The organism is uncultured Campylobacter sp., from assembly GCF_937949835.1.
Taxonomy (GTDB): Bacteria; Campylobacterota; Campylobacteria; order Campylobacterales; family Campylobacteraceae; genus Campylobacter_B.
The window spans coordinates 1-3839 of sequence record NZ_CALEDC010000090.1 but is presented as its reverse complement, the minus strand read 5'-3'; the positions used below and the strand labels follow the sequence as shown (position 1 = coordinate 3839).

Annotated in this window: 2 protein-coding genes and 1 pseudogene; all 3 read left to right on the top strand. The window is 46.7% G+C overall.

From position 1 onward, the window contains the following. Positions 1 to 460 (top strand): annotated as a pseudogene (locus Q0256_RS02010) (5-methyltetrahydropteroyltriglutamate--homocysteine S-methyltransferase); the annotation flags it as partial. Between the two features lie 1498 nt (positions 461 to 1958). Next, positions 1959 to 3518: an MBOAT family protein gene (locus Q0256_RS02005; protein ID WP_297959598.1), complete on the top strand. Its 1560-nt coding sequence runs from the start codon at positions 1959 to 1961 to the stop codon at positions 3516 to 3518. Next, on the top strand, positions 3519 to 3839 hold a 321-nt coding region (locus tag Q0256_RS02000), incomplete at its 3' end, for a hypothetical protein (RefSeq protein ID WP_297959596.1).

Below are 3839 nucleotides of genomic sequence, written 5' to 3'. Positions count from 1 at the left end.
GTTTAAAGAGGGCTATCCGCTTAGATCCGAAAATATCCCTGCGTACGAAAAATTTGCCGTAGACGCCTTTAAGCTCGCCGTTAGCGCAGCCAAAGCGCAGACGCAGATCCACACGCATATGTGCTATTCGGAGTTCAACGACATCATCAAAACGATCGAGGCGATGGACGCCGACGTCATCAGCATCGAGACCGCTCGCAGCGGCAACGAGCTGCTTAAAATTTTTAGATCGGTCGGCTACAAGCAGGAGGTCGGCCCCGGCGTTTACGACATCCACAGCCCGCGAATTCCTAGCGTGCATGAGCTCGTAAGCCAGATTCGCGCGCTGCTTGAGGTGCTTCCGAAAGAGCAGCTGTGGATCAACCCGGACTGCGGCCTAAAAACGCGCAAATGGGAAGAGGTGGAGCCGAGCCTAAAAAATATGGTTGAAGCGGTTAGGATCATCCGCGCAGAGGCGTAAATTCCAGGCAACCCGGACTTCGCTGCCGGGCAAATTTCCGCCCGGCAGCCGTTTTGCGATAGAATTATGTGGAACGTTTATTTCGAGCATGGACCATTAAAACATCTGCGCGAAATTTTACTTCGAGCGAGCATTAAAGGGCGGTGAGAAATTTCACCGCGTCCGCTTGGCAAGCATATTTGATAGCCGCTAAGTAATGCAGCGATATGAAATTTCGCGCAAGATTTACTGATTTCGCAGTTGGGCAAGTTCGGGATTTTTTTAAAATGCGGCGTAAAATTTCATCTCGACTGCTAGCTTGGAATTTCATCGCAACTGCTTGCTTGCTTGAGATGCAGAGCGTAAATTTTATCGCGATTGTCCCGAAGGCGGGCTGGGGCAAGCGATAAAATTTTAAAATTTTCACAAATCAGTTCTTGCGCACACAAACCTCGCCAGCCGAATAAAAAACGCTGAAATTTGCAATTTTACGCGGCGTTTTATAGCCGTTCGCGCCGCTAAATTAGAATTTCAAAACACGAGCCAAAGCCGGTATAGTTGCGCTAGAAATTTTAAATTGCAAATTAAAATTTACATTATCTCGTTAGAATGGCTGGATTGCGAAGCAAGATTCGGCTCTGCTAGGTTAAATTTCAGCTCAAACTCAAATCTATGTAGCCGTATTGAAATTTACGGCTAATTTTGCCTGGCGAGCCTGAAGTTGCGTCGCGCTAAAACCAAGTCTAGAGCCAAAATTTTACGATGCGAAGCTCATTGATTTTAACTTGCGTTTTGTTCGAAAGAGCGAGGCTAGCGCAAGGCGCGTTTGCGTTACCATAAAATTAAAAGAGCCTTTATGGAGGCGCAGGTCTGCAATTTGCGGTAAAAATTAAAAGCTATGATTTTGGCTCATAAGGCGCGTAGCTTTTAGATGGTTTCTATCGCGCCTTAAAGTGAGATTTTGCTTAGTAATTTTGCGCGATAGATTTTAACGGGCGGAATTTTATCATCGCTGCAAAATTTTTTGGCTTTTAAAATTTTGCTTTGTAGAATTTCAGCCCTCATAGTTGTGATGAAGCGTGGCTCATCTTATTTCGTAGGATTTTAGCGGCATCGCGCACCTAATTTATATGGCATGATTCCAAGGCGCTTATTTTGAAATCCTGCGGTTAGAACCTGCGAGACTGCGTTTGCGAGGTTTTGTAAGAATTTGATGGCAAAGCGCTCAACGCGTTTAAAAATTTTATTCGTGTGCAGAGCTCTCATTTGCGTTTCAAATTTTGCCATTGTGGCGGAATTTTGCTCACGTGGCAAGGGCTTGCATGCAAGCCGTCCGTGAATCTAAGGATTTGGACGCTATATTTATTAGCGTGTTTAGCGACGCAACGCCGCATCTGCGCATAAAATTTCGCGCTGCAAGCGATTAAAAAAGTTTTTGGCTTTTTCGCTTCGTATAAATTTCGCGCCGCGAGCGTTTAAAAGCCGCAAGAGCTTTAAAAATTTAAATTGGAAAGATTGAATGACATTTTTTTCGCCCGAGTTTGTCCTTGCTTTTTTAGCGTTTTTAATCGTTTATTGGACGCTCAAAAATCATATTTTCGCGCAAAAAATCCTGATCCTGCTAGCAAGCTATGGCTTTATGTGCTCCGTAAATCCGCGCTTTGCGCTGGTGCTTGCAGTCTATAGTGTTTTCGTATATTTTGCAGGTGTGTGTATCGCGCGCGCTAATCGCGTAGTCGCAAAAGCCATACCGCCCGCAAAGCAGTCCTCGCACAAGAAAAAGCTCTCGCGTAAAGCGGCAGCCAAGCAGATGAGCGCAACAAAACAAGCTGGCATAGCAAAGCAGATGCAAAAAGCGGGGCTAGCGAAGCAGATTCCGTTACCAACTGCGAAGGCGCGCGCAGTGATGCTTGCGGCAGCTACTGGCGGCTTATTTTTTCTCGCATTTTTTAAATATTACGGCTACGTCAGGGAGTTTTTCAATGCCGTGCTTGCCGCGCTGCACCTAGGTGCCGTCGATAGCGTGGCGTTTCCGCTTGGAATTTCATATTATGTTTTTATGTCGATCACCTATTTCGTCTCGGTCTATAGGCGCGAATGCGGCGAGCAGGGCTTTTTGAGCTTGGCGTGCTTTTTAGCGTTTTTCCCTAGCGTCGTGATGGGTCCTATCGGGCGCGCTAGCGCTGCCAAGGGCGTAGAGCCAGTACTGCCGCAGTTTGATCGCTTCAAGCACTTTGGCAATGCCGATGAAATTTATGTGCTTATAATTTTTGCCTTAGTTAAGATGTTGCTTATTAGCGGTTATTTGGGCGCGTATTATAGCGATGTGATTTCAGGCGTTTACGGCGACGAGCCTGAGTCCTCCACGGCGCAAATTCTAGCTGCACTGCTGCTTTACGGCGTGGTGCTTTATACGAATTTTAGCGGTTTTATCGATATGGCGCGTGCGCTTGGGCTTGCGATGGGCTTTAAGCTGCCGCAGAATTTTAATATGCCCTACGCGGCTAAGAATTTAGGCGAGTTTTGGGATCGCTGGCATATCAGCTTATCCACGTTTATACGCGATTATATTTATATCCCGCTTGGTGGCTCGCGCAATGGCTTTGCGCGCACCTGCGTAAATTTGCTAATCGCATTTGCGCTCTCGGGCATCTGGCACGGCGCGGGATTAAATTTTTTGATTTGGGGGCTTTTGCACGGAGTGGCGCTTGTGTTTTTAAAATGTCTTACCAAAGTGGGCGTAAAGCCGCTAAATCCGCATTTGGCGCTTTTTTGCACCTATATTTTTGTAAGTTTCGCTTGGATTTTTTTCGCCAATTCCCTTCCAGATGCGGCGGCGATTTTGAGCGCTTTTACCCGCGCACGAGCTTTCGGAGATATTAGCGAGCTAGCGGTGCTTGCGGTGATTTTAGCGGGGATTTTTGTTTATCCTAAAATCTCAGCTCTTAAAGATACTTTGATCGCGCTTTTTGCCGAGCTGCCGTTTTTACCTAAAGCTCTCGTGCTCGGCGTGATTTTTACGCTGATTTTTGCGCTGATGCCAAGCGGAATTCCAAATTTCATCTACGCAGGATTTTAGATGCTTAGGTTTGTTTCGACTCTGCTTTTTGCGCTGCTTTTCTCGGCATTTTTTATGCAAGGCTCGCTGCTTTATTATTTGGAGCAGAGATTTCACGATGATTTTGGGCTGGAAGAATGGCTGCGCCGCTCGCCGTTTCGCGTAGGCGGAGAGATCTACGAAAAGATTGCAAATGGCGCAGATAAGCTAGAGCAGCGTATCAAAGGTGGGGATCTTAGCAAGGATGAGGACGCAAGTCCGCATAGCGGAAGCAAAAATTTTAAAAAACCTGCGCAAGATCGTATGGCGGAAAATCAAGCTTTACAAAGCATGGGGGCGCGA

Excerpts from the sequence above, each read along its gene's own strand:
- Q0256_RS02005 (WP_297959598.1), top strand. The coding sequence starts at position 1,959 with ATGACATTTTTTTCGCCCGAGTTTGTCCTTGCTTTTTTAGCGTTTTTA.